General features: G+C 52.0%; 18 protein-coding genes. 11 read left to right on the plus strand and 7 right to left on the minus strand.

Annotation, left to right across the window (positions count from 1 at the left end; all coding sequences use genetic code 11):
- Window positions 1-42: 42 nt before the first annotated feature.
- Together DEV76_RS07615 and DEV76_RS07620 are read right to left on the minus strand one after the other, a co-directional pair.
- On the minus strand, window positions 43-978 hold the full coding sequence (locus tag DEV76_RS07615; protein WP_109696830.1) for a FecR family protein: 936 nt from the start codon (window positions 976-978) through the stop codon (window positions 43-45).
- A 56-nt stretch (window positions 979-1,034) separates the two neighbouring features.
- Window positions 1,035-1,607, minus strand: a complete 573-nt coding sequence (locus DEV76_RS07620; RefSeq protein ID WP_109696832.1) for an RNA polymerase sigma-70 factor — start codon at window positions 1,605-1,607, stop codon at window positions 1,035-1,037.
- Window positions 1,608-1,650: 43 nt separating this feature from the next.
- On the opposite strand from DEV76_RS07620, the gene DEV76_RS07625 reads away from it, so the two are divergent.
- From DEV76_RS07625 to DEV76_RS07635, 3 genes are read left to right on the plus strand one after another with little or no spacing between them, the layout of a single operon-like run.
- Window positions 1,651-3,606 carry an AAA domain-containing protein gene (locus tag DEV76_RS07625; RefSeq protein WP_232826900.1) on the plus strand — a complete coding sequence of 652 codons (1,956 nt, stop codon included), beginning with the start codon at window positions 1,651-1,653 and terminating at the stop codon, window positions 3,604-3,606.
- Window positions 3,607-3,663: 57 nt separating this feature from the next.
- Entirely contained in the window at window positions 3,664-4,158 is a 495-nt protein-coding gene (locus DEV76_RS07630; RefSeq protein ID WP_157962769.1) for a hypothetical protein, read from the plus strand.
- Complete coding sequence (locus DEV76_RS07635; RefSeq protein WP_109696839.1) at window positions 4,148-4,909, plus strand: DUF1828 domain-containing protein; 762 nt, start codon at window positions 4,148-4,150, stop codon at window positions 4,907-4,909. The genes DEV76_RS07630 and DEV76_RS07635 overlap by 11 nt, the downstream gene beginning before the upstream one ends.
- A gap of 200 nt (window positions 4,910-5,109) precedes the next feature.
- Here DEV76_RS07635 and DEV76_RS07640 read toward each other — a convergent pair whose 3' ends face one another.
- Complete coding sequence (locus tag DEV76_RS07640; RefSeq protein WP_109696841.1) at window positions 5,110-7,113, minus strand: TonB-dependent receptor family protein; 2,004 nt, start codon at window positions 7,111-7,113, stop codon at window positions 5,110-5,112.
- A gap of 76 nt (window positions 7,114-7,189) precedes the next feature.
- Between DEV76_RS07640 and DEV76_RS07645 the strand changes: the two genes are divergently transcribed.
- A complete protein-coding gene (locus DEV76_RS07645; protein WP_109696844.1) occupies window positions 7,190-9,385 on the plus strand; it encodes a B12-binding domain-containing radical SAM protein in 2,196 nt (731 codons plus the stop codon).
- Between the two features lie 2 nt (window positions 9,386-9,387).
- Here the strand turns inward: DEV76_RS07645 and DEV76_RS07650 are convergent, their stop codons facing one another.
- The gene (locus DEV76_RS07650; RefSeq protein ID WP_109696846.1) at window positions 9,388-10,713 is read right to left on the minus strand and encodes a DEAD/DEAH box helicase; all 1,326 of its coding nucleotides are present in this window, start codon (window positions 10,711-10,713) and stop codon (window positions 9,388-9,390) included.
- A gap of 319 nt (window positions 10,714-11,032) precedes the next feature.
- On the opposite strand from DEV76_RS07650, the gene DEV76_RS07655 reads away from it, so the two are divergent.
- Entirely contained in the window at window positions 11,033-12,988 is a 1,956-nt protein-coding gene (locus tag DEV76_RS07655; RefSeq protein ID WP_109696848.1) for an LTA synthase family protein, read from the plus strand.
- 96 nt (window positions 12,989-13,084) lie between these two features.
- Here DEV76_RS07655 and DEV76_RS07660 read toward each other — a convergent pair whose 3' ends face one another.
- From DEV76_RS07660 to DEV76_RS07670, 3 genes are all read right to left on the minus strand, one after another.
- Window positions 13,085-13,714: a YceI family protein gene (locus tag DEV76_RS07660; RefSeq protein WP_109697708.1), complete on the minus strand. Its 630-nt coding sequence runs from the start codon at window positions 13,712-13,714 to the stop codon at window positions 13,085-13,087.
- A 287-nt stretch (window positions 13,715-14,001) separates the two neighbouring features.
- Window positions 14,002-14,829, minus strand: a complete 828-nt coding sequence (locus tag DEV76_RS07665; protein ID WP_109696850.1) for a hypothetical protein — start codon at window positions 14,827-14,829, stop codon at window positions 14,002-14,004.
- Window positions 14,830-14,883: 54 nt separating this feature from the next.
- Window positions 14,884-15,861 carry a LuxE/PaaK family acyltransferase gene (locus DEV76_RS07670; RefSeq protein WP_109696853.1) on the minus strand — a complete coding sequence of 326 codons (978 nt, stop codon included), beginning with the start codon at window positions 15,859-15,861 and terminating at the stop codon, window positions 14,884-14,886.
- Window positions 15,862-15,969: 108 nt separating this feature from the next.
- On the opposite strand from DEV76_RS07670, the gene DEV76_RS07675 reads away from it, so the two are divergent.
- From DEV76_RS07675 to DEV76_RS07700, 6 genes are all read left to right on the plus strand, one after another.
- Complete coding sequence (locus DEV76_RS07675; RefSeq protein WP_109696855.1) at window positions 15,970-16,422, plus strand: hypothetical protein; 453 nt, start codon at window positions 15,970-15,972, stop codon at window positions 16,420-16,422.
- A 41-nt stretch (window positions 16,423-16,463) separates the two neighbouring features.
- The gene (locus DEV76_RS07680) at window positions 16,464-18,002 is read left to right on the plus strand and encodes an acyl-CoA carboxylase subunit beta (protein WP_109696857.1); all 1,539 of its coding nucleotides are present in this window, start codon (window positions 16,464-16,466) and stop codon (window positions 18,000-18,002) included.
- Window positions 18,003-18,142: 140 nt separating this feature from the next.
- A complete protein-coding gene (locus DEV76_RS07685) occupies window positions 18,143-19,555 on the plus strand; it encodes a M48 family metallopeptidase (protein ID WP_109696859.1) in 1,413 nt (470 codons plus the stop codon).
- 3 nt (window positions 19,556-19,558) lie between these two features.
- Window positions 19,559-21,109 carry a DUF6770 family protein gene (locus tag DEV76_RS07690; RefSeq protein WP_109696861.1) on the plus strand — a complete coding sequence of 517 codons (1,551 nt, stop codon included), beginning with the start codon at window positions 19,559-19,561 and terminating at the stop codon, window positions 21,107-21,109.
- Between the two features lie 129 nt (window positions 21,110-21,238).
- Entirely contained in the window at window positions 21,239-22,093 is an 855-nt protein-coding gene (locus DEV76_RS07695; RefSeq protein ID WP_109696863.1) for a UbiA family prenyltransferase, read from the plus strand.
- Window positions 22,094-22,136: 43 nt separating this feature from the next.
- Window positions 22,137-23,237 (plus strand): M42 family metallopeptidase, encoded by a 1,101-nt coding sequence (locus tag DEV76_RS07700; RefSeq protein ID WP_109696865.1) that lies wholly within the window; start codon window positions 22,137-22,139, stop codon window positions 23,235-23,237.
- The last annotated feature ends 2 nt before the right edge of the window (window positions 23,238-23,239 follow it).

Consider the following 23,239-nt stretch of genomic DNA (forward strand, 5'->3'; position numbering starts at 1 on the left):
AGCCGGAATGTTTTACCGGGTCGTTGAAAAATCGTTTGAAGGTTATGAAGTGAAAAATCTAACAGTATCGCCGGATACTTCAAACTCCAGTCCGCCGAGCGTTTTCAGCAGGTGGAAGAATTCAATTGCCGTCAGTTCCCTGTCGATGAAAATATTGAATCGTACATCTTTTAGTTCCTGCGCATCGTAAGCAACAGTGATTCCATATTTGTGTTTTATATAAGCCGCCAGGTAGGACATATCCGCGTCCCTGAGCGTATACTGTCCGTTCCGGAAATCAGGAGCGGGTTGCTGCTGCTTTATTCCCGGTGTACCAAGGATGTGGCTGATGCTTTCCTGCGCCCGCAATACTTCCACCACACCGGTACTATCGCTCACCTGCACAGCGCCGGAAGTAACATGCACATCCGTTGCTGCCAGTTCTTTATAGGATGTAATGGTAAACACAGTACCCAGCACCTTCACTTCCACGCCCTTCGCGGTTACAACGGTAAATGGATGTTCGGTGGCTTTGCCAGTTTCGAAAATGACCTGTCCGTCGGGCAGTTCCACTTTCCTGTTGCCATCATCAAACCCCTGCCGGTAACGGATCTTTGACCCGGGGGCGAGCCATGCACGGGAGCCGTCGGGGAAGTGAACGGTGCGGATGCTGTCACCCGCAGGGGCCACTACTTCTACCATGGCTACGGGCGCAGGATGCTTACTATCCGGCAGCCACCATGTTCCAATGGCCAGCACCACTACTGCGGCGGCGGCGGTCCATTTCCATAGCGTGCGTTCCCGGGCCGGGGGAGCCTGTTCTTCACCGATAGCGGCAAACACGGCGGCCTTCATTGCCATTCCGGTAGCAGCACTGGCAGTAAACGCACCTTCCTGCCGGAAGGCATCGTACCAGCGGTGCAGCTCGTCCTTTTCTCCGGGCGTGCAGGTATTGGCGGCATATTTATCCAGGAGCTCCTGGATGCGGGGATCTTCCATGTATTATCTCCTTGCTGATGTATAGACAGTGCCCGGTATGGGTTGGTACTATGCGGTTAGAAAAAAAACTTTGCCCAGTTGCCCAGCCCTTCCCGCATCTTCTTCAATGCCCCGGAAAGCTGGTTCTTAACGGTCTGGGGAGAGAGCTGCCTTTTCTCCGCTATCTCTGCCACACTGAGGCCATGTTCCCGGCTGTCGGTAAACACATCCCGCATGGCTGGGGGCAGCTGCGCCAGCTGTTGACGGTAGAGCGCTTCCAGTTCCCGCACTTCCACTGTTTCGGATGTATCATGGTGTAACAAGGGAAGCTGCTCACCGGAAAGACGGGTGTATTTCTCCCTCGCGGCGGCGGATTGCAGATGATTGAGCACACGGCGGCGGATGGCCGACTGAAAGTATGCCTTTACGGAAGAGGTGATAAGCAGTGTCTGGCGTTGCTGCCAGCAGTGAATGAAGGTTTCCTGCACAATGTCTTTAGCGGCATCTTCGTCGCGCAGGCGCCACCAGGCCGTTTCGTAAAGTGGTTGCCACAGGCGGTCGTACAGCGTGCTAAAGGCCTGCAGGTTGCCGGAGCGGCACAGGTCCCACAATGCGGGATCGGTCAATTGCTGGTGATGTTCGGGGGGCATACGGCGTAAACAGTGGGCCGAAAATAAATAAAGAGATGTTAATATGATCTTAAAGGTTGACGGGCAGCCGCCATGGAATGATTACCTTTGCCGGATGGATTATTTCAACAGGCTCCGGCAGTTGTTACAGCAGGAAAAGTCGGAAGACAGGCAAAACTACCGCAGGCAAACGGAAAGTGTATCAGTAGCGGAAAGACGTGGAAACGGCCTTGCCTGGTATCCCATCGCCATCCGCGGGTCTGAAATGAGCCGGGGCGATTATCTCACCGTGGAAGTGGAGCGTACCACCCACCACGATGTGCCCCATCAGCTCCGTTTCGGTGCTTCCGCCGTGCTCTTTTCCCAGCACGATCCTAAGGAACACCGTGTAGAAGGCACCATAGCCTGGCAAAGCGGTAACCGCCTTAAAATTACCCTCCGTACGGATGAACTCCCCGATTGGGCCGACGATGGCAAACTGGGCATCGATCTCCTGTTCGATGATACCAGCTACGAAGAAATGTTCGCCGCCCTGCAAAAGGCCTCCGCCCTCGCAGAAAAGCATACCGAAGGCCGGCTTGTACGTGTGCTTTCCGGAGCAGAGAAACCGGAATTCGACATACCGCATGCCCCCTTCACCTCCCCTGTTCTCAACCCTTCCCAGCAGGAAGCAGTCAATAAAATCCTCTCCGCCCGCGAAGTAGCCCTTGTACACGGACCTCCCGGCACCGGTAAAACCACCACTATCGTGCAGGCCATCAAAGCCCTGCTTTCGCATGAGGACAAGAAGATACTCGTGGTAGCGCCCAGCAATGCCGCGGTAGACCTCCTCAGTGAAAAGCTCGCGGCAGAAAAGCTCCGCGTTTTACGCGTAGGCAATCCTGTGAAGGTTTCCGAGAAACTGACAGACATTACCCTCGATGCGCAGGTCAGCAACCATGCCACCGTTAAAGATATCCGCCGCCTCCGTAAGCAGGCCAACGAGTTCCGTGATATGGCGCATAAGTATAAACGCAACTTCGGGAAAGCTGAACGTGAGCAGCGCAAAGCTTTGTTCTCCGAAGCGCGCAAGATTATGCAAAATGTGGAGCAGCTGGAGCAATACATCGTTTCTGATGTACTCGAAAAAACTCAGGTGATTACCGCCACGCCCGTGGGTGCGCAGCACTATACCGTCCGCCACCTGGAATACGATACAGTGGTGATCGATGAAGCCGGTCAGGCCCTGGAGCCAGCCTGCTGGATCGCTGCGCTGAAAGGGAAGAAAGTAGTACTTGCCGGCGACCATTGCCAGTTGCCGCCCACTATTAAATCTGCAGAAGCGGCGCGTGCCGGTCTTGCTGAAACACTGCTGGAAAAGATAGCTGCCACTCACCCGGAATCGGTGGTGATGCTGGAAGAGCAATACCGTATGCACAACGCCATCATGGGTTATTCCTCCGCCGCGTTCTACGACAGCCGCCTGAAAGCGCATCCATCCGTAGCAGGGCATCTCCTTTTCGGGGAAGATGCGCCGCTCGCATTTGTAGATACCGCAGGCTGCGGCTTCGATGAAAAGGCGGAAGGCACCAGCACTTCCAATCCTGAAGAAGCAGCTTTCCTCTTCCGCCATCTGGCAGGCTTTGTGGAAACACTGCAGCCGCATTACACACCGCAAAACTTCCCCACCATAGCGGTGATTGCACCTTATAAAGAACAGATAGGCCTGCTGCGCGATCAGCTTGCCCATCATCCCGATCTTAAAATCTATGGTGAACAGATAACAGTCAATACCATCGACAGCTTCCAGGGTCAGGAGCGCGACATTGTGTACATCAGCATGACGCGCAGCAACTCTGATAATAAGATCGGCTTCCTCTCAGATATACGGCGCATGAACGTAGCTATGACCCGTGCCCGCAAAAAACTGGTGGTGATCGGCGACAGCGCCACACTTTCCCGGCTCCCTTATTATGCAGGGTTTATTGCATATGCCGAAGCGAACGATGCGTATAAAAGTGCGTGGGAGTATATGGTATAGACAAACATATTAACCCTTAATAACTGTTCTTTCATCTTTTCCGGAAACAACCATTGTATGTGCTGGACGGATGAATTTATCAGGGAGTTAATAACTTGTCCAAAAATGGTCACTAATCCGCCAAAAGAAACTACCAGAGCTTATGTAAATGCCGGGATGAAAAAAACCTTCGGGCTTTCTTCCATTGATGGCCATCATACTTTTACCGGCTTTATTATGCAAAATAAATTCTTTGCAGAAAATTTTTCCATTGGCTTAATATATCAGACACATGTTGAAAAAGGCGGTATCGTTTTACTGAGATGTAATGGTAAACATGGCGGCACCAAACAATACCCGCATCATGCGGATTTCCATCTACATTATGCTACCGCAGAACGTATAGCAGCAGGCCAAAAAGCGGAAGGACATATTGAGATTTGTAATGCTTACGCCACACTGGAAGGTGCATTGGAATATTTTGTAGATTTGATAAATGTGTCACCGGGATCAAAGGATCTTTTGATTACTCCGAGAAAACATCAACTAGACATTTTTGATAATGAACTTTGAACAAATTATTGACGCTGTCAGAATTGGGTTTAACAATCCGCTTTCCGTGCAGGAAAAAAGGAAAGGTATATACCAATTATTCATCCCTGTATTTCATGAAGACGGGGATGCAATTGATTTGTTCTTCACAGAGAACAACGGAAAGTTCATACTATGTGATTTTGGCCTGACATTACAACGGCTTTCCTATTCATATGAAATAGATACGGATAACAAAAATGCGATTCTCCATAAAATCATAACAGAAAACGGGTTAACTGAAGAAGAAGGAAATATCTGGCTGGAAACAACACCGGCCAGTGTATTTAACGACATTATGCAAATCTCCCATGCATATGCCAAGATTGGCAGCATGCGGTATTTTAAACGGGAAGTTATCGAAAGCCTGTTCTTTGAAATGCTTGATGATTATATCCTGTCTGACCTTTCCGCTTATAACCCTCAGAAAAAAGTATACCCAATCCCCAGCAGAGATGATCTGGAAGTTGATTATTCTTTTTCCCCGAACGGGCACCCTGTTTATTTATTCGCGGTAAAAGATTCGTCCAAGGCTCGGCTTGCCACTATCAGCTGCCTTGAGTTCCAGCGGGCCAATCTCAACTTCCGGGGTTGGATAGTTAACGAAGACTTTGAGAAACTAAGTAAAAAAGACCGCAGCCGTTTAACTAACGCCTGTGACAAACAGTTCACATCTTTCGAAGAATTCAAAAGCACTGCCAACATTTTCCTGCAAAGAGAAAAATCTGTTTAATCATAAATATGTATAAAAAAATACCCGCCATGCTTCGGTTATGCACCTTAGCGTGGCGGGTGGTATATATTGAGGCAGCCGAAGCTGCCGAAAGGAACCTGTGGGGATTGGCCCCAATCAAGTTCACTACAAAGATAATCCTGTGTTTCTTTCCGGGCGTAAATGCCGTGTTAAATTTAAGCCCAACTTATCCACCAGCACTATTTCCCCAGCTGCACTGCGAAGCCTGCATATATACTGCGCCCCGGTGCGGCATTGTAATACCGCCCTGCGGCCGCATTGATATCGTTTCCTAAGCTGTATGTTTCATCCAGCAGGTTTTCCGCACCGGCAAAAAGCCTTCCTTCCCATCCTTTACGCCTTACTTTATACTCGGCCTTCAGGCCCAGCAGGTTAAAAGCGGCAGACTTATCCGTATTGGCATCGTTCAGGAAAATATCATCGTTATACTGCCAGGTGGCAAACAGTGAAAACGAGGAACTGAGGCGTACATCTGCCGAAGCTGCCAGCGCATGCTGCGGTGTACCGGGCAGGCGGTTACCGTCGAAGGATTTATCCTGCTGGGAGAAGGAGTCGTACCGGAAGTGATGGAACGTCCATGCCGCACGGAGGCCAAGGAACGCTGCGGGCTGATACATTGCGGAAACTTCGGCTCCCTGCTGCACAGTGGCCCCTGCGTTTACGAAGTAATCTGCACCGGAGGCATCTCTCCTGCCAACAATCGCATCTTTTAACTGAAAGCGGAAAAGGCTCACATCATACCGGAAACGGCTGTTGCCGCCACGGGCACCTGCTTCATAGTTCCATCCTTTCTCCGCCTGAAGATCTGTATTGATAACACTAGTGGAAGGCAGTAGTTCCGCTACCGCCGGCGGTGAAAATCCTTTAGATACCACACCGTATACACTGGCCCAGTTGCTGAATTGCTTCAGCACGGCAAAACGGGGCGCCCATTCTTTGTCGTAACTGCTGGCGAAACGAAATACCGGTGTTTCCGATACGCGGCGGATCACCGTTCTGGCACCGTTCATACTAAGGCCGGCTGTAAGTACCCAGCCACCATCGAGCACGGCTTCCGACTGCATAAACAGGGAAAGGAGGCCGTTGCGGATGCGGTCGTCGGTTTGCAGTATGCCTGCCATACCGTTGCTGTTGGCAGATACCCTTGTGCGGAAATTCCCGGTTTGTGCTTCGGCTCCTGCCAGTACACGCCAGGGCCCTTTCTTCCAGGTTACCATGGTACGCGCTCCGGCATGCGGCTCATTGCGTTTCTCATAATTGCGGATAGACGGGTTGCGTAATCCGCTCCACGCACCATATACCCCTGCGGAATGCTCCCAGTGCTCGTTCCATCTATATTCCCATTTGATGCCCGTCCACACCGTTTGCTGGTAAATAGCGGCATGAGCCCCCTGAGCTGAAGGGAATGCCCCTGCAGCAGGGCGTGCCTGGCGTGGATTGGCGAGGAACTGGGTGAGGTTGAGGCCTCCGGGTGTTTCGTAGAATAAGTCACCCGCCAGCACATGTGCCTCTATCGCCGAATGCTCACTGGCGGTATACCGGCCGCTCCATCCTGCCACATAGCGCCGCATATAGGTATGATCGCGGTAGCCGCCAGACTCCTGCCATGACAATACTGCCTGTTGCCGGAAGCGCGCAGTGCCAAAGGTGCCGCTCACCGTAGCCAGGTGACTGCCGTAGCTGCCGGCGGTATAGCCTGCACTGAGGCTGTTGGTGTTCTCAAAAGGCCTGTCGCCCAGTAAAACACCGCCTGTGCTGGCACCATACAGGCTGCTGCCCGGGCCTTTCAGTACTTCAAGGGAGGTAAAAACTGCAGGAGAAAACTGGTTGAGATAGGTATTGCCGCCGGGATCGGTGAAAGGCAGGCCATGGTAGTACATTTTCACGTTGCGCACACCAAAAGGAGAGCGGAGCGAGCTGCCGCGGATATTAAGGCGGTAGCTGCCGGGAGAGCGCTCTTCCATCCGTACGCCCGGTGCGGCATTGAGGGCCGGTACCAGGGAAGCGGGCCCAAACCGCTGCAGATCCTGCCCGCGCACTACGCTTACGGCTCCGGGAATAGTGGAAAGGTCGCGCTGCTGGGCGTAGCCCTGTACGGTAATGCCCTGCAGGGTGGTTGTATCCGATTGTGCCGCGGCGGTAAGGCTGAGCCCCATGGCCGCTATGATCATCCTTCTTTTCATAACTCGCAGCACGTAAATTATGAAAAATCCCCGTTTAATTATTTCGGGTTAATTTTGCAGATTAAACGATTCGATTTTGAGCGCACCCGTATTTCTTATCACGCCGCCTTTTACACAGCTGAACACGCCATACCCGGCCACGGCCTACCTGAAAGGTTTCCTCAACACCCGGAATATCCCTTCCGTTCAGGCAGACCTGGGTATTGAAGCAACCGTGGCACTGTTCTCCAAAAGCGGCCTGACCAGCCTGTTTGCCCGCATCCCCGCCGGTGCGGAACACTCAGCTAACGTAGCGCGCATCATTGCCCTGCAGGACGATTACATCCATACCATCGATGATGTGATCCATTTCCTGCAAGGCCACAACCCTACCCTCGCCCACCGTATCTGCAAACGCGACTTCCTCCCGGAAGCCTCCCGCTTCGCACAGCTGGAAGATCTTAGCTGGGCTTTCGGCTCCATGGGCACACAGGATAAAGCCAAACACTTCGCCACCATGTACCTCGAAGATCTCTCCGATCTCATTCAGGAATGCGTGGATGAACACTTCGGCTTCAGCCGCTACGCCGAAAAGCTGGGCCGCTCCGCCAATAGTTTCGACGAACTATACGCCGCCTTACAGCAGCCATTCACTTACATCGACGAAATACTCATCCAGCTGCTGGAAGACAGGATAAAGTCCATCCAGCCCTGTATGGCAGCCATATCCGTACCATTCCCCGGCAACCTATACGCATCTCTGCGTTGCGCACAATATATCCGGCAAAACTATCCGGACATTAAAGTAGCCATGGGTGGCGGATTCGCCAATACAGAGCTGCGCTCCATCAGCGACCCTCGGGTATTTGAATTCTACCATTACATCCTGCTCGATGATGGTGAAGCACCCATCGAAAATCTGTACCGTCATATCAACGGCGAACTTCCCGAAAGCGAACTGAAAAGGACCTTCCTGCTGAAAGACGGCAGGGTGGAATGGATCAGCAACGCCACCTGTAAGGATTATAAGCAGGGGCAGGTGGGAACACCCGATTACAGCGACTTCTACCTCGACAAATACATTTCCGCCATAGAGGTGGTAAACCCCATGCACCGCATGTGGAGCGACGGCCGGTGGAACAAGCTTACCATGGCACACGGCTGTTACTGGGGTAAATGCACTTTCTGCGATATTTCCCTCGACTACATCCGCCTCTACGAACCCATAGCTGCCTCTTTGCTGGCAGACAGGATGGAAGAGATCATCGCGCAGACAGGGGAAACCGGCTTCCACTTTGTGGACGAAGCTGCGCCTCCCGCACTTATGCGTGCACTGGCCCTGGAGATCATCAAACGAAAACTCACCGTGAGCTGGTGGACCAACATCCGGTTCGAGAAGAGCTTTACCCGCGACCTTTGCCTGCTGCTTAAAGCCAGCGGATGCATCGCAGTATCCGGCGGGCTGGAAGTAGCCTCTGACCGGTTGCTGGAACTCATTCAGAAAGGGATCACCGTGGCACAGGTAGCACAGGTAAACCGCAACTTCACGGAAGCAGGTATTATGGTGCATGCCTATCTTATGTATGGCTTCCCTACGCAAACCGCGCAGGAAACGGTGGACTCGCTGGAGATGGTACGGCAGATGTTCAAAACCGGCATCCTGCAGTCTGCCTTCTGGCACCTGTTTACCATGACGGCGCACAGCCCCGTAGGCCTGGCCCCTGAGAAGTATAATGTAAAAAAGGTAACGGAAGCCATAGGCACCTTCGCCAATAACGACCTCGAGCATATCGATGAAACCGGTGCGGAACATGAGCTGTTCGCTTTCGGGCTGAAGAAATCACTCTTCAATTTCATGCATGGTGTTTGTCTGGACGACCCATTGCAGAACTGGTTCGAATCTAAGATCCCCCGTACCAAAATCCCTCCAGACTTTATAGAGAAAGCCCTGATGGAAGATGCACTGGGGGCACGCAAGCCTACCGCCAAAGTGGTGTGGCTGGGCAAAAAGCCACAGGTGCAAACGCTCACTAAGTCCAAGAAAGGCAATACCTGGGAAGTAACCTCCCTCACTTTCCAGACACGGAAAGAACCGCTGAGTATCAGCGTGGGTAAGGAACAGGGGCTGTGGCTGGCGGAAATACTGGAAAAGCTCACCGCACAGGAAGCCTCACCTCTCACGCTGAAAGACGTGGAGGCGAGCTATACCGCTGCTGGACTGGAAGATTTTGAATTATTCTGGGACAATAAGCCCGTAAATACCCTTTACAAGGCAGGATTACTGCAGCTGTAGCCTTAGCGCTTTTTCGGGCGCTTCTTGGGCTTACCGTATTTCAGCTGCATCTTTTCCTTGTGGCTTACTTTCTTGTTGACCTTCACGTTCTTCGCCAGCTTTTCGTGGAAGGCAGCGCCTCTTTCCTCTTTACGCTGCTTCAGCTGGATGTTGGGGATGATAACCTCAGGGATCTCCGATTTGATGAGCACGGAGGAGATCTCCACTTCCACGGGAATTTCCTCTACCGGTACAGTAATCTTCATCAATGCTTCGGCCTGTTCCAGTAAGGGCATCTCACGCTCAGTTACAAACGTAAGCGCCACACCCTCCGCATCTTTACGGCCGGTACGGCCAATACGGTGCATGTAGTTTTCGGGAGACTCCGGCATGTCGAAGTTGATCACGTGGGACACTTCTGCGATATCAAGGCCACGCGCCATGATGTCTGTAGCAATCAGTACCCGGAATGCGCCTTCGCGGAACTGGCGTACACTGTTGAAACGGAAGTTCTGGTCTTTGTTGGAGTGGATTACTCCCACGCTGCCGGGCATATGCTCACTTATTTTTTCATACAGCTCGTCTGCCAGTGCTTTCGTGGAAGCAAACACCAGCACCTTGCTCATATCGGAGCGCTTCAGGAGGAGATATTCGAGTAAGTTGACTTTCGTATTGAAGTTGGGGACGTGAAACACCGTTTGACGGATGCTCGCCAGCGGGGTACCGGTAGGCGCCGCTTCAATCACCACAGGATTGTGGAAGAACTGCTGGATAATGGCATCTACCTCCGGAATCATGGTGGCGGAGAACATAAGGTTCTGCCGTTTGGCAGGCAGCATGTCCAGCACAAGTTTAAGCTGCGTCCGGAAGCCCAGGTTCAGCATCTCATCCACTTCGTCGATGACCAGTCTTTTGATATTCTTCAGCTTCAGGGCGCCACTCAGCACCACATCTACCAGCCGGCCGGGGGTGGCTACCACTATATCGAGTTTTCCTTCGGCAACGGCCATCTGGCCTTTCATGTTCACACCGCCGTAAATGCCGGTTGTTTCCACGCTCATATAGGTGGTTAGCTGCTTAATGGCTGTTGTTACCTGCTCCACCAGCTCGCGGGTGGGTACGAGGATGAGGATCTGCGGATACCTTTCTTTGGTGAACGACCACAGGCGGAGGCAGGGCAGCAAATAGGCGAAAGTCTTACCAGTGCCCGTTTGTGCAATGCCGCACACATCCTGCCCGGACATCACGACGGAGAATGCTTTTTCCTGTATCGTGGTTGGTGTGGTAACGCCAAGGTCTTCCAGGGCGTTCAGCAAAGGCTTGTTCAGATTTAAATCCTCAAATGTCATAGCCGGCAAAATTACACCGAATCCTGCTGATATCGGCGGCCGGAAGGGAAAACACTATAAAAAGGAGAAAATTAACCATATAATAATATTGAATATCAATACGTTAATAGAAAACAACAGAAAAACCAGCAACCGCATGATAAAAATATTAGATTCGCCCTGCTAAAAGCCCTCCGCAGGTTTGCAAAAACCATATAGCGGACGGTATGCCAACTGTTTACTGATTTATTAAAACCTACAACTTTAGACGGACGCGCCGCCAGGCGTGGGCTGTGCTATATGCCACCTCTAATTCCTTATACGCGACAAGTTTTCCACTATGAAATTGACAAGAAGTAAAAACACTTACAGCCTGCTGCTGCGATTTGGCGGCATGATCCTTTTGCTGTCGTTCCTCGTCAGGCTTACCCTGCTGATCCTGTCCTGGCCCGATGCCGGCATGGGCTTTCTATCGTTCTTCCGGGTATTTGGTACCGGCCTGCTGTACGACCTCGGCGTGGCCGTATTCTTTTGCATCCCCTATGCCCTTTACCTTGTGGTGATACCCGCAAAGTGGAACAATTCCATCGTGAACCGGGTAGTCACCTTCACCTTCTTTTTTATTACCACGCTCATTCTCATGTTTTCGTTCTTCGCGGAGTTTACCTTCTGGGGAGAGTTCGAAAGCCGGTTTAACTTCATTGCGGTAGATTACCTGATTTACACTTATGAAGTGGTGAACAACATCAACGAATCTTACCCGCTGCCCATCCTTATCAGTATTATGCTGGCGGTAACGGCCGTGCTTACCTGGTACTTTGCACGTAAAGGCTGGTTCCGCGCATCGTTTGAAGGTGAAACTTCGTGGCTGAAGCGGGTAACCGTACTGGCATGCCTTGTGGTGATCGCTGCAGGCTTCTCACTCGGAGTGCCCAATACCATGGCCGAGAAAGGTAAAAACCGGTACCAGGATGAACTCGCCAAAGCCGGGATCTATTCTTTCTTCTCCGCTTTCAAAAACAACGAGCTGAGCTACGACCACTTCTACCGCCTGATCGATAACCACACTGCTTTCGACGTAATGCGCCGCCAGCTGGGTGATAGTCTTACCACCTTCGACGGCCGCGAGTACTCCATCCGCAGAAACATTAACGATACAGGGTCTGCCATCCGCCCCAATGTGATACTGGTGACGATAGAAAGCCTCAGCGCCGAGTTCCTCAACTCTTTCGGAAGCACTGCCGGCCTCACACCCGTACTGGACTCCCTTGCCAAAGAGAATATCCTTTTCACCAATATGTACGCCACGGGCACCCGTACCGTACGGGGTATGGAAGCCCTCACACTTGCGGTGCCTCCCACACCCGGCAGCAGCATCGTTCGCCGTCCCGGTAACGAAAACCTCAGCACCGTAGGCGCCATCTTTAGGGAGCAGGGCTATGCCACCGGGTTCTTTTATGGTGGCGACGGCTTCTTCGATAATATGAACAAGTTCTTCGGCAGTAACGGCTACAACATTACTGACAAGGGCCGTAACATGCTGGTAGATGACGACATTGCCGTTTCCCGCAATACCATCCCCGATTCGCTGATTAACTTCCGTAATGCCTGGGGCATCTGCGACGAAGATCTTTACAACTCCGTGATCCGCGATGCTGACGCAAGGCACCAGGCGGGTAAGCCTTTCTTTGATTTCGTAATGACCACCTCCAACCACCGTCCTTTCACTTATCCTGAAGGCAAGATCGATATTCCTTCCGGGCAGGGCCGCGAAGGTGCGGTTAAGTATACCGATTATGCCATTGGCCAGTTCCTGAATAAAGCGAAAACCAAACCCTGGTTTAAAAATACCGTGATCATTTTCGTGGCCGACCATTGCGCCAGCAGTGCAGGCAAGAACGAGATCAACATCGCCAAGTACCACATCCCTGCCATCATCTGCAACCTCCCGGGCGCAGGGGCGCTTAGTATTGATAAGATGTGCTCACAGATCGATCTGTTCCCCACGCTTTTCTGCTTTATGAACTGGGATTATTCCAGCAACCTGTATGGCCAGAATGTACTCTGCCCGAGCTACCACGAGCGTATCATGCTGGGTACTTACCAGAAACTGGCATATATGGAAAAGGATAACCTCGTGATCCTGGGCCCGCAGCAAACAGTGGAAACTTACCGTTATAATAAAACTTCCAATGAACAGATCCCCGTTCCGGCGGATTCTTCCATTGTAACAAAAGCCATCGCCAATTACCAGACAGCGTACTACCTGTTTAAGCACGGCGGCCTGAAGTTATAATAGTGCCATAGACACTGAACACGCATCAGTGAAAATGTAAAAAGCCCGGGTGCAATTGAATGCACCCGGGCTTTTCGTTTGATAAAAAAGCAGTAATTATTTATTTGCTACCAGTTCCACATCGAGGGTAAACTCGTCGTAGATCGTTTTATCGCCCAGGTTCTCGAAGAAGCTCTTGGAGCGGTACTTGATGTCGAATTTGGTACGGTCGATAACAATAGTGGCTTTTGCATTCAGCTGGCTGCCGTTCACGGCAATTTCAGCAGGGAAAGTTACCGGCTGGGTGATGCCTTTGATGGTGAGGTTGCCGGTAATGTCGTGAGTAGTACCGGATTTCTTTTTAACGGAAGTGATCACGAATGTGGCATTCGGATGTTTTTCCACGGAAAAGAAATCGTCGCTTTTCAGGTGATTGAGCAGGCGCGCGTTGCCATTGGCGTCTTTGATATCATCTACGGTCATGGTACGGGTATCTACCGTAAAGGTGCCCCCGGTGAGGGTGGAGCCGTCTACCTGCAGATCGCCGCCGGTTACGGAGATGAAACCATTATGGGAGCCGGTCACTTTCTTGGCGAGCCAGGCGATTTTGCTTTTAGTACCGTCTACTTTATAGGCAACCGGCGCTTTGGCTTCTTTTACAGAAGGCTGCGTCAGTGAAACGGGAGCGTTGAAAGACATTAGAACGGCAGCGCCGCTGATGAAAAGGATGGTGGCAATTTTTCGCATGTTGGGAAGGTTTTTTATTTGCTCATCCAATATACAGAAGGCTTCACAACTTTCACATTTGTTTTGCAAACATTTCACATAAGTTTTACATTCTGGCGTATACTTTAGAGGCATCGTTTAGCAGGTCTCCTCCGCCATTCTACGCCTGTTCGCAGGCCGGCCTTTCATCCGCCATAAGCCCCATGAACGGACGGTCCTGTAAAACCCATTCAATGCCTGACTATGTGCACAAGATATCTGAACCGTGGCGCACAAACCGGTTCCCATAACGGGAGCCGGTTTTTTGTTTACCGCTGGTTGATATCCGACAGTTGCACTTTCCGCCTTTCTTTAATGATGATATGGGTGGTATGGGTAAACACCTTATCACCATTACCATATTCCAGGAACATCTCCAGCGGCATAACCACCGGCGGATAAGATCCCTCACGGCGCATGCGCTCTATCTGCAGTTTAAAATGCTCCGGCATAAGAGAATAGCCGGGGAAAACGGAGTGCGGGTCCATGGGTATCCATACATAGGCCGTCACTTTATTATGGGAGGTATTCACCACCCGCGGGTCGTGCCGGAGGTTTTGGGCCACATATTCCTCGCAGGCCACGCCTGCTATTACTTTCTTGGACCCTGTACGGCGCAGTTCACTCAGGTACCCGATTTCTCCGGGGTACACCGGCTCCATACCCTCCAGTTCCAGCTTCGATTTATCGCCGCTGGCTACGCCCGCCACCCCGGCCAGCTTCAGCTGGGCCTCTTTCTCGAAATCCCCGAAAAAGTAATACCGCGTGCCCGTACTCCGGCTTTTCATTTGTATATGGAAAGCCGGCTGGGTACTGCTGTAATAGATCACGATATCTTCCCCGCCATCGATCACCCGCTGGTTACCCTGGAAAGCCTCGCTTTCCTGGTACACCGCCCAGTCGTATTCGTAAGAGGAATCGATGCGCACAGCCTCATCTCCCCCGATAATCAGGGTGGGATCGGGCGTTGCGGGAGCAGCCGCTTCTTCCGCGGCTTTCTTCTTTCCGGTAATTTTCGTGATTTTCTCCAAAAGCTGGGCATGCGCAACAGGCGCAAGCAGGAACAGGACCGCTGCTGTGAGTATAGGTTTCTTCATAGGTTCAGGCGATATGCCGCCTGAAAAGTACTCATATTATTTTAAATCACAATACTAACTCACCATAAGACTGCAGCCTCTGAGTGCGGAACGGTCGAGCCGGCCCAATACTTCGAAGCTGCCATTGGCATGGATTCGGCCTATATCGTCTGTGGCAATGAAGGAGCAGGAATGGATATTGGCGAGGTCGATGACGTTGATGACGCCGGCGGCGGAGGAGGTACTCAGCTGGAAGGGGTCGTTTTCATCCCGCACCAGCACTTTCATCCAGGGCGGACAGTCGAACACCCCGCGCCCCTTCGAGTAAGCCTGGGAAAGCAGCTCCGTCATCCCGTATTCCGCATGAATGGCGTTAGTGCCCAGCCGTTCCTGTAGGAAGGCATGCAGTTCTTCCCTGGTCCATTCTTCCCGGCGGCCTTTCATGCCCCCGGTTTCCATTACAATGGTATGTTGCAGGTTCATGCGGTGGTTTTCCGCGAAATCCAGGAGGGCGAAGGTTACGCCGATGAGGAGTACCGGCTGGCGGCGGGCTTCGAGGGTAAGGAGCGTTTCTGCCAGCTTTTCATGTTCGTAAAGGTAAAAGCCGCTTTCGGGGCGGTTGCTCCTGCGGATCATATCCTCCACCATATATACCAGCGAGGAATTACTCCTTTCGAGGTAGGATGGCAGAAGGCCCAGCACTACAAAATCCTCCACCGGTCCGTAGAACTGCCGGAAGGCTTCGAGGAAACTACGTGTATAGAGGGCCGTATCCTTCACCAGGTGGCGGCTGTTAACGGTTTGCGTGGTGCCGCTGCTTTCGAAAATTACGGACGGCTCAAATTCGCCGGTGGTGATGCGGTGGGTTTTGAAGAATGAAATGGGGAGGTAGGGTACCTGTTCGGGGTGCTGAACGGCGGAAGGGTCTACCTTCAGCGCATCCACAAAAGCCCGGTAAAGGGCATTTCCTTCATACTGGTACCGGAAAATGGCCGGCACTAGGGCCATAGGGTCCTTTTCCGTAAATATCCTGTCAACGATTTCGCTCTTCATGAACGGCAAATTTACGAATCCCCGAACGTTTATGTAACAAAGCAGCGGAAGGGAGCGTTAAATAACCGGGCACTTTGCCTTTTGCCTAATTTAATGTACGTTTGTCATATGAAGAAATTCCTCACTCTCTCCGCAATCATGCTGGCAATGCTGGGCTGTAAAAAGGATAAAGACGGTGGCACCAAGCCGGTCCTGACCTTCAAATCCGCCTCCGCCACGGATATCCCTAAAGAGCTGCAGGAATACTATCTTTATTTCAATGTAAAAGATGGCGATGGCGACCTCGAAGGCACCTGGAATGTGGTGGACCTCTACCATTTCCCCGATACCACCAAGTACGACCAGATGCCCCTCCCAAAACTGGAAACGCATAAAGGTGTTAAGCTCGATGCTGAGATGATCCTTATCATGAGCGATGTACGCGAAGGCAACTTCCTCCCTGCACACTGGCCCTCTCCTGCTACTGTTCCGGATACCAGCCAGCTTAAAATTTTCGTGGTAGATAATGCCGGTAATTCCAGCGATACCATCACCCTGCCCAAGATCGTAATCCGCAACTAAATCTTTCCGGTGAATGAACGGCATTCCGTACATTTACATTTATGAGTAAGATCCAGGAACTGCAATCCAAAATCGCCGAAGCTCAACTCGGCGGAGGCCAGGCACGAATCGATTCACAACACAAAAAAGGAAAGCTCACAGCCCGTGAAAGGCTGCAGCTATTGCTCGACGAAGGCACCTTCGAAGAGATCGGTATGTTCGTTCATAACCGCAACCGAGGTATGACCACCGACCAGGAACAATTCCCCGGTGATGGTGTGGTTACCGGTTACGGCACTATCAACGGCCGCCTCGTGTATGTATTCTCTCAGGACTTTACCGTGTATGGTGGTAGTCTTTCCGAACCCCACGCCCGTAAAATATGCCGGATAATGGATCTGGCCATGGAAAACGGCGCTCCCCTTATCGGGCTTAACGACAGCGGCGGCGCCCGCATACAGGAAGGTGTGGTAAGCCTCGCCGGATACGCTGATATCTTTTACCGCAATACCCGCGCTTCCGGCGTTATCCCGCAGATATCCGCCATCATGGGCCCCTGTGCCGGTGGAGCCGTTTACTCCCCCGCCATTACCGACTTTATCCTCATGGTGGAGAACACCTCTTATATGTTCGTGACCGGTCCTAACGTAGTGAAGACTGTTACCCACGAAGAAGTAACCAGCGAGGCTCTCGGCGGCGCACAAACGCATGCCACCAAAAGCGGCGTAACGCATTTCGCCTGTGCAAACGAAGTAGAGTGCATCCGCACCATCCGCGACATGCTTTCCTTCATGCCCCAGAACTGCGAAGAAACTGCGCCTTCCCTCCCCTACGAGCCGGCTAATGAAAAAAGGCCCGCGCTCAATAATATGATCCCCGAGAATCCGAACCAGCCTTACGATATGAAAGATGTGATCGCCGAACTTACGGACGGCGACAGCTTCCTCGAAGTGCACAAGGATTTTGCAGATAATATCATCGTGGGCTTTGCCCGCATCGCCGGCCGCAGCATCGGCATCGTGGCTAACCAGCCCGCTATCCTTGCCGGCGTACTCGATATCCACGCCTCCGTAAAAGGTGCCCGCTTTACCCGTTTCTGTGATGCATTTAACATCCCGCTGCTGGTGCTGGTAGATGTACCCGGCTTCCTGCCCGGTACCGACCAGGAGTGGAACGGCATCATTACCAACGGCGCCAAGCTGCTATTCGCCCTCAGCGAAGCCACCGTGCCCAAGATCACCGTTACCACCCGCAAAGCTTATGGCGGCGCGTATTGCGTAATGAACTCCAAGCACATCGGGGCCGATCTTAACTTCGCCTTCCCACAGGCTGAGATCGCTGTAATGGGTCCTAAAGGTGCGGTGGAGATCATCTTTAAAAAAGAGATCGACGCCTCCCCCAATCCGGAAGTACGCATGAACGAACTGGTGTCTGAATACACCGAGAAGTTTGCCAATCCATACCTCGCTGCGGAAAAAGGATACATCGACGAAGTAGTGATCCCCGAAACTACCCGCGAAAAGCTCATCAAAGGCTACGCCATGCTGGAAAACAAAGTGGTAGACATGCCGAAGAAGAAACACGGGAATATTCCTTTGTAACAGTACCGGCTGAACGATACAAATGGCTCCCTGTAAGCAGGGGGCCTTTTTTACGCCCCCAACCTTCCCATAACACGTTCATGCAATAAGAATACCGGCTGAAAATCATTTCTTTGTGGCGATTTTCAATCCTTATACCCATGAATGCACTACTGAGGGCATACCGGCAGGGAAGCCGTATGCTGCCACTAATGCTGCTGGCCTCACCCATTTTAGCCCAACAGTCGCCGGAGCCCATGTACAAGCCTTCCATTGTGGACGGCACCCGAACCCATGCTATTATGCGGAAGTTTGAACGCGAGCACGACACCCTCCAGCTCAACCTCCCCGCAGAACACAAGAAAGATTACTCCGAGATTTATGCCCAGCGCTGGCGCCACATCAAATCCCGGTTCCAGAAAAAGGAGATTTACACCCTCCCCTCTGCCCAGCAGTACCTCGACAGTATGCTGAACCGCATCGTAGCCGGTACCCCTGACCTTCGGCGCGAAAAGCTGCATGCCTTCTTCTCCCGTTCCGGTACCCCCAACGCTACCTCCGTAGGCCAGGGCATCATCTTCTTCAACATCGGCCTTTTTACCCGCCTCGACAACGAACACCAGGCGGCCTTTATTCTCTGCCACGAGATCGCGCATGCAGTGTTAAAGCACAGCGAGAAGTCTATCGAGAAGTATGTAAAAAACATGCACTCCTCCGCGCTGCAAAAAGAGTTGAAGGAACTGAAGAAAGTACAGTATAACCGGCTTTCGAAACTGGAAGCGCTCAGCAAGGGCCTCACATTCGATAGCCGCCGCCATAGCAGGAACAACGAATCGGATGCAGACTCGCTGGCGCTGGTATATTTCCGTAACTGCGGCTTCGACCCTGCTGCGGCCGTTACCGCCATGCAACTGCTCGACAAAATCGATGAAGAGGATATCGATATGACCAAACACCTCCGTACCCTCTTTGATGCTCCCCAGTTCAGGTTCCAGGACCGCTGGCTGGAAAAGGATGCCGGATTGCTCGGTGGCCACGCCACCCTCCTGCGCGACCGTAAAGTGGAAGACTCCCTCAAAACGCACCCCGACTGTGTGGAACGCGCCAACAAACTGATCGCCTTCAACCTGTCTGCCGACAGTGCCCTGGCCGGTAAGCCCCCTGTAGCTGCTGCCAGCATCCACCCCCTGCGGTTCGACTCCCTGCGTAAAGCGTTCCAGTTCGAGATCATCGAGTTCTCGTTCGCGGAGGATAACTATACTGAAAGCCTCTACTATACCATTGCCATGCTGGAGAAAACGCCCAACGATCCTTACCTCATCATGCATGTGGCGCGCATCCTCAACAACTGCTTCTATCTCCAGCGCCAGCACCGCCTCGGCAAGAAGCTGCGCCTCCCTGCACCGGAAAACCGCGAATCTTTCAACACCCTCGCACAGTTCGTGCAGAACCTGTATATGGAAGAATACGCACAGATCGCTTTCCACTATCTCCAACGCTACCAGGGACAGCTCTCCGCCTACCCTGAATTCCAATCAGAATTCGCTAAAAGCGAAGGTTTCATAAAAATGTAGTCCATGACCCGGAATATACTTTTCTTCATTCTCACATTACTCTGCTGCACGCAGGGCGCCTTCGCACAGAAGACCCTCAGCCTCAGCGATGCCGCTACCCGCTCTGTGCTCTACAGCAGCGGCACCATCCAGCGGAACAACCAGATCGGCGGATACTTCTTCCTCATGCAGAACGATCAGATAGACAAAACCACCAATGCCTATTCTCTGCATGTGATGGACGAAAACCTCAACCGCGTCCGCAATATCAAGTTCAAAGCCACCGCTTACCTGCGCCTGCAGGAGGCTGCCGCGAACGACAGCAGCATGGCTTTTCTCTTCTTCTACCCTATGGATAAGAAGTACGAGCTCCGCATCTACAGTAACAACGGTGAGCTGCTGCAAACCTATACCCGTGCTTTCGATTCCAACAAGCGCCGCCTGCACCTGCAGGACATGAGCCTGCACAATGAATCCGAAGGCAACCGTACCCTCTTCGAAGTGGGCAACCAGGGCTACATGGCTGTGTTTGTACGCTGGCAGAGCCGCGGTACCTGCACGTACGATATCAATTTCTATGATGTGGAGAAACATAAGACGTCGAAGTTCAGTCCGGGTGTGGCCGACAGGGATTTCCTGCGGGCCGATTTCCTGGCGAAGACAGACAGTCTGCTGTTCCTCGAAATCAGCAACCGCCGTTCTTCCCGCGCATCTTCCAGCATTATGGCTTTTAACATCTACACGAAAAAGAAAGCCTTCGAGATCAATTCCAACAAAGAGAAATGGCAGTTCGAGCCTTCGGCCGTGCTTCCCGTTCCCGGACAGGATACCATTGTGATGGTGGGTAAGTATTTCGAGAAAGATGTGAAGCATCTGAAAAGTAACGGCAAAGGCATCGCCATCTACCGCGTAAGCCGCAATACCGGCGCTATTCTCACCCGTACATACAATAGTTGGGAAACGGATATCAGCCGCCACTATACCTGCAATAAGAAAGGCCAGAACGATGAAAACGGTTACCTCTTCCTCCACAACGCCACCCTTGGGCCAGACGGTAAGATCTTCGTAGCGGCGGAAGGCTACCACCGCCGCGTGTATGCTTACGGAGTGGTACATTCCACGCTCTTCCTTCCCTTCCATATGATGCCTTCGTTTACCACAGTGGCGAATGCGGATATGGTGATACTGGAATTCAACAAGATCGATAAACTGGTGAAGGCAGTAACGTACGATAAACAAACCACCCGGATGATGTCGCGGATGGATTTCCTGAACCGCCATATGGTGGCGCGTACGATGCGTAGTGTAGGGCTTTTCGGATACCGGTTCATTCACCCCGGTGGTGATGCCAGCCACTTCTCCATCTGTTACTACAACCGCCGTACATCAGGCGATGAGAAGGGATATTTCACTTACCTGCGCTATAATGGCCAGAAGTTCCGCCAATACGAGATCCCAATCATCTCCAAAGAAATACGTAACACGATACTCCCTGCCAAACCCGGGTTCCTGCTGATTGTAGAGGATAACCGCAAGGAAAAAACAGTGGAAATGCGGATGGAGAAGATTAGTTGATGTAAATGCTTTCTACATATAAAAAGGCCGTCTTATGAGACGGCCTTTTTTGTTTAATTCCACCTACCACATCCCCCGTCCGGAGTTACCGTAAAGAATTTCTAACCGGGTTTGCCTATTTTAGCGCCTATGTTTCGCGGTTTCTTCAATTTCCTGCTGTTCAGCTCCATCTATATCGCCCTCGTGGCCCTGCTGATGGTATGGGAAACGGAGGAGATACTGGGGCTTGCGCTGGATAAGAACACTTACTTCGGCTTCGTTTTCTTTTCCACTATCTGCAGCTACAACTTCCACTGGTACCTCACTCCCGGCTCCGAAAAGTATTCGGAAAGGATATTGTGGGGCCAGCGGCAAAGGAGGCTCCAGCTCATGGGTTGCTTCATTGGACTGATGGGCGCTGCCTGGTATGGTCTCCAGCTCATCCACCACTGGCTCCCCCTCAGCGGCGCCGTGCTCCTCACATTCCTTTATTCCGCCCCCAAAGTACCGCATGCCACGTTCCGCTGGCTGAAGAAGATCGCCATCGGCAAAACTATCTTCCTCGCCTTCGTATGGATGTACGTGACCACCCTCCTGCCTTACCTCATTGCTGATACCGCGAAGGTTACTTTCCTGGATGCCGCATTTCTTTCCATCTACCGCTTTTTCATCATTTACGCCATCTGCATCCTGTTCGATCACCGCGACCGGGAAGAAGACCGGGCCGAAGGTATCCGCAGCCTTATTACCTCCCTCGAAGAGCCGCATCTCAATAAGCTCTACTACGCCTCCCTTATCATCGCAGCCTTGTTTGCCATAGCGCTGGCGCCTGTGCTGCCCCTGTTTGTGCTGTTCAGTCTCCTTGCGGCCGTAGCCGTGGTATGGAGCGTGAAAAACTATGCACAAACCCACCATTCCGATTATGTCTATTACTTCCAGCTCGACGGGCTGATGGCATTTTCAGCCCTCATTCACCTCCTGTGGCGGCTGGCAGGGGGCATTTGATCCGGAATCCCTTATATTTGAAGGATATATAACCGTAACAACAATGGCCAAAAAAACGAAATCAATACTGACGAAGGAGTCAATGACTTTTCTGCGCAACTACCTGAATAACCCTTCCCCCACTGGTTTTGAGAAGGAAGGACAGAAGCTCTGGCTGGAATACCTGAAACCTTATATTGACGATACCATCGTAGATGCATACGGCTCCGCCGTTGGGGTGATCAATCCCGAAGCAGCCTTTAAAGTGGTGATCGAGGCACATGCCGATGAGATCTCCTGGTTCGTGAACTACATCTCTCCCGAAGGCCTCATTTATGTGATCCGCAACGGCGGTTCCGACCAGGCCATTGCTCCCAGCAAACGCGTAAATATCCATACTGAGAAAGGGATCGTGAAAGCCGTATTCGGCTGGCCAGCCATCCATACCCGCCTCCGCAGCGGCGACGGCAAAGAGCCGCAGCCTAAAGTTGACAACATTTTCCTCGACTGTGGCGCCCGCTCCCGTAAAGAAGTGGACGACCTCGGCATCCACGTTGGCTGTGTGGTAACATTCGATGATATGTTCGAAGAACTGAATTACGATTACTTCATCTGTCGTGCCCTCGATAACCGCATCGGTGGTTTCATGATCGCCGAAGTAGCCCGCCTGCTGAAAGAAAACAAGCAGCGCCTGCCTTTCGGTCTTTACATCGTAAACGCAGTGCAGGAAGAAGTAGGCCTGCGCGGTGCGGAAATGATCGCCAAGCGCATCAAGCCCAATGTGGCTATCATTACCGATGTTACGCACGATACCACTACGCCTATGATCAATAAAAACATCGAAGGCGAAATCAAATGCGGCAGCGGCCCCAGCATTACCTACGGCCCTGCAGTACATAACATCCTGCGCGATCTTATCATCAAAACCGCCAAGAAGGAAGACATCCCCCACCAGCTGCATGCCGTTAGCCGCAGCACGGGCACCGATACAGATGCATTTGCGTATTCGAACGACGGTACTCCTTCGGCCCTCATCTCCATCCCCCTGCGCTACATGCACACCACGGTGGAAATGATCAAAAAGGACGATGTGGAGAACACTATCCGCCTCATTTACCAGACTTTGCTCAATATTACCCCTAAAACCAACTTCCAGTATCTGTAACA

This window comes from Chitinophaga deserti (assembly GCF_003149455.1).
GTDB lineage: Bacteria > Bacteroidota > Bacteroidia > Chitinophagales > Chitinophagaceae > Chitinophaga > Chitinophaga deserti.

Excerpts from the sequence above, each read along its gene's own strand:
- DEV76_RS07615 (WP_109696830.1), bottom strand. The coding sequence starts at position 978 with ATGGAAGATCCCCGCATCCAGGAGCTCCTGGATAAATATGCCGCCAAT.
- DEV76_RS07620 (WP_109696832.1), bottom strand. The coding sequence starts at position 1,607 with ATGCCCCCCGAACATCACCAGCAATTGACCGATCCCGCATTGTGGGAC.
- DEV76_RS07625 (WP_232826900.1), top strand. The coding sequence starts at position 1,651 with ATGATCTTAAAGGTTGACGGGCAGCCGCCATGGAATGATTACCTTTGC.
- DEV76_RS07630 (WP_157962769.1), top strand. The coding sequence starts at position 3,664 with ATGTGCTGGACGGATGAATTTATCAGGGAGTTAATAACTTGTCCAAAA.
- DEV76_RS07635 (WP_109696839.1), top strand. The coding sequence starts at position 4,148 with ATGAACTTTGAACAAATTATTGACGCTGTCAGAATTGGGTTTAACAAT.
- DEV76_RS07640 (WP_109696841.1), bottom strand. The coding sequence starts at position 7,113 with ATGAAAAGAAGGATGATCATAGCGGCCATGGGGCTCAGCCTTACCGCC.
- DEV76_RS07650 (WP_109696846.1), bottom strand. The coding sequence starts at position 10,713 with ATGACATTTGAGGATTTAAATCTGAACAAGCCTTTGCTGAACGCCCTG.
- DEV76_RS07655 (WP_109696848.1), top strand. The coding sequence starts at position 11,033 with ATGAAATTGACAAGAAGTAAAAACACTTACAGCCTGCTGCTGCGATTT.
- DEV76_RS07660 (WP_109697708.1), bottom strand. The coding sequence starts at position 13,714 with ATGCGAAAAATTGCCACCATCCTTTTCATCAGCGGCGCTGCCGTTCTA.
- DEV76_RS07665 (WP_109696850.1), bottom strand. The coding sequence starts at position 14,829 with ATGAAGAAACCTATACTCACAGCAGCGGTCCTGTTCCTGCTTGCGCCT.
- DEV76_RS07670 (WP_109696853.1), bottom strand. The coding sequence starts at position 15,861 with ATGAAGAGCGAAATCGTTGACAGGATATTTACGGAAAAGGACCCTATG.
- DEV76_RS07675 (WP_109696855.1), top strand. The coding sequence starts at position 15,970 with ATGAAGAAATTCCTCACTCTCTCCGCAATCATGCTGGCAATGCTGGGC.
- DEV76_RS07680 (WP_109696857.1), top strand. The coding sequence starts at position 16,464 with ATGAGTAAGATCCAGGAACTGCAATCCAAAATCGCCGAAGCTCAACTC.
- DEV76_RS07685 (WP_109696859.1), top strand. The coding sequence starts at position 18,143 with ATGAATGCACTACTGAGGGCATACCGGCAGGGAAGCCGTATGCTGCCA.
- DEV76_RS07690 (WP_109696861.1), top strand. The coding sequence starts at position 19,559 with ATGACCCGGAATATACTTTTCTTCATTCTCACATTACTCTGCTGCACG.
- DEV76_RS07695 (WP_109696863.1), top strand. The coding sequence starts at position 21,239 with ATGTTTCGCGGTTTCTTCAATTTCCTGCTGTTCAGCTCCATCTATATC.
- DEV76_RS07700 (WP_109696865.1), top strand. The coding sequence starts at position 22,137 with ATGGCCAAAAAAACGAAATCAATACTGACGAAGGAGTCAATGACTTTT.